This window comes from Slackia sp. (assembly GCF_977041755.1).
The window spans coordinates 1-2,790 of sequence record NZ_CDRRGL010000187.1 but is presented as its reverse complement, the minus strand read 5'-3'; the positions used below and the strand labels follow the sequence as shown (position 1 = coordinate 2,790).

Here is a 2,790-nt window from a genome sequence, read left to right as displayed (position 1 = left end):
CGGCGCGTTCCGAGCGAAGTCTGAAGATTATCCTTCGTAAATGAAGTTGTCAATCAGGCGGGTTTTGCCAATGTAGACCGCCATGGCAACGAGCACGGGGCCTTCGATGGTCTCGACAGGCTCGATGGAATCCCACGACGCCATCGAAACGTAATCGATCTTCGCGAGAGGCTCGGCAGAGATGAGTTCGCTCATGGCGCCCGTAACCGCCGCCGCAGACCTCTCGCCCTCGGCGACGAGCTTTTGCCCCAACATCACGGCCTGCGACAGAACGAGGCCAGCCTTGCGCTCCTCTTCAGAGAGGTACGTGTTGCGCGAGCTTTTCGCCAAACCGTCAGCCTCGCGAATGATGGGGCAGCCCACAACTTCGACGTTCATATTCAAATCGCGAACCATGCGACGAATAACAGCGAGCTGCTGCGCATCCTTCTGGCCGAAGTATGCGCGATCGGCCATAGAGATGTTCATGAGCTTGTTCACAACGGTGCACACGCCTCGGAAATGAATCGGACGGCTTTTTCCGCACAGTTCCTTGGTGACAGCCGTCATGTCAACGAACGTGCACGCGTCTTCGGCATACATCTCGGACGGCTCCGGATGGAAGACGAGCGCTGCGCCAGCGCCCTCGCACAGTTTCGTATCGGCCTCGAAATCGCGGGGATAGCTCGCGAGGTCTTCGTTGGGGGCAAACTGCGTGGGATTCAAAAACACGCTCACCACAACACGGTCGTTTTCGGCGACTGCGCGCTTGATCAGGCTCTCGTGGCCCTCATGCAAATAGCCCATCGTGGGCACCAGGCCAACCGTAAGGCCTTCCTTTTTCCATTGGCGAACCTGCGACTTCACGTCTTCCACGGTATAAGCGATTTTCATCGTTCTTCTTTCTTCAAGGTTCGAGTGCACCAGCACTCCTTGCAATCTATCGATTCGAGGCAGCCCGCTTTCCTTCGGGCGCCGCGCCATTTTTTTAGTAAAGCTTCTCGAGCACGTCATCTTTGATTTTGTAGGTGTGCTCTACAGTGGGAAACGCGCCCGAGGCCACCTCGGCCGCATAGTTGGCGAACGCTTCGCGCATGACTTCGCCCACATTGGCATAGCGTTTCACGAACTTCGGAGTGAAGTCGCTGAACATGCCGAGCATATCCTGGTACACAAGAATCTGGCCGTCGCAACCAGCGCCTGCGCCAATGCCGATGGTCGGAATCGAAACGGCATCGGTGATCATCTGGGCAAGCGCCGCAGGAACCGCCTCGATGACAACCGCAAACGCGCCTGCCTCTTCAACAGCCTTGGCGTCGGCGAGCAAAGCACGGGCGGCTTCCTCGCTTTTGCCCTGCACCTTAAAGCCGCCAAACACGTTAATTGACTGAGGAGTAAGTCCAATATGGCCCATAACGGGAATGCCGGCCTTAACAATGGCGCGAATCTGCTCAGCAACGCGCACGCCACCCTCGAGCTTCACGGCACCCGCGCGGCCTTCCTTCATAAGGCGGCCCGCATTGCGCACGGCCTCCTCGACGGTCACTTCATAGCTCATGAACGGCATATCGACAACGACAAGCGCGTTTTTCGCGCCGCGAGCGACGGCAGCGCCATGGTGGATCATGTCTTCCATGGTCACCGAAACGGTGTCTTCGTAGCCAAGCACCACATTGCCCAGCGAGTCACCGACCAAAATGCCGTTGATGCCCGACTCGTCTTCGAGCTTCGCCGTCGAGTAGTCATACGCAGTGAGCATCGAGAGCTTTTCGCCCTTCGCCTTGGCGGCGGCAAACGTTGCGGCAGTATTCTTCATGGTATTCGCCTTTCTTTAAGAGCCGAGGCACCCACGCCAAGCTCTTCCTTCCCTCATGTCGTTTTCAGGACCTATCGTGCGGCCCTGAGTATTTCCGCGATATGCGAATAATCCCTCTCGGGATGCTTCGCGGCGGCAACCTCAACCACCACGCGCGAAAGCGCCGTATACGCGTCGCGCTCCTTCAACAGCGTTGGGTCCTCCCGAAACGCCATGAGGTGCCCCACGACCGTTTCGGCGTCGTTGCGCTCAATGGGACCCGTAAGGGCGTCAATGGGGCCTCGCTCGGCGATTGACTCGCAGTTGCCCACAAACAATGCTCGCAGCGCGCCACGGGCCTCGTCGGCGCCGAAGCCACATCGTTCGAGCATCGTTTGGGCGCTTGCGAAAAGGCCTACAGCCAAATTACTCGCGCACACGGCCGCCGCGTGGTAAAGCGGCTTATCGCTCGAAGCGATTTCCCTATGGTGAACCCCGCACGCGTCAAGCAGGGCCGACACCGATGCAAGAGCCGACTCATCGCCCTCAAGCGTGAAAAGTGCAGTGCCGATTTTTGCCTGAGCGCTTCCCCCGCCCGAAATCGCGAAAAGCGGATGCACCGAGGCAGCCTTCGCACCATATTCCGCTGCATCGGCAAATACGGCTGCCGGAAGCGCGCCCGAGCAATGGCATACGATTTTTCCGAACAGCGCATCGCACGCCGCGGCGCCATACGACGCCACAAGGCTCTTCCAAGCGTTGGAAATCTCGCCATCGGGCACCGTGAAGAAAATAACGTCGGACGCTTCAACAACTTCTGCCGCATCCGCATAAGCATCGGATGCCGTTTTCTCAGCCGCCGCCTGCGCGTCTTCTGCCAGCAGCGAACTGTATCCAGAAACCACAATGCCGCAGCTTCGGAAAAGCTCGCCGAGCGCCGTGCCCACTTTACCCGCGCCGACGAAGCCAACACGAGCATTCGATTCGATCACGCCGCACTCCTTTCCTTGCATAGC

The 2,790-nt window shown here is 58.5% G+C and carries 3 protein-coding genes; all 3 read right to left on the bottom strand.

Annotated features, from left to right (window positions below; translation table 11 throughout):
- Positions 1-27: 27 nt before the first annotated feature.
- Positions 28-873, bottom strand: coding sequence for a pantoate--beta-alanine ligase (gene panC / locus ACWI8T_RS09305; protein ID WP_449138738.1), 846 nt, complete (start codon positions 871-873; stop codon positions 28-30).
- A 94-nt stretch (positions 874-967) separates the two neighbouring features.
- Positions 968-1,795, bottom strand: a complete 828-nt coding sequence (panB, locus tag ACWI8T_RS09300) for a 3-methyl-2-oxobutanoate hydroxymethyltransferase (protein ID WP_449138737.1) — start codon at positions 1,793-1,795, stop codon at positions 968-970.
- Between the two features lie 71 nt (positions 1,796-1,866).
- Positions 1,867-2,790: Rossmann-like and DUF2520 domain-containing protein (locus tag ACWI8T_RS09295; RefSeq protein ID WP_449138736.1), on the bottom strand; the 924-nt coding region annotated here is incomplete at its 5' end.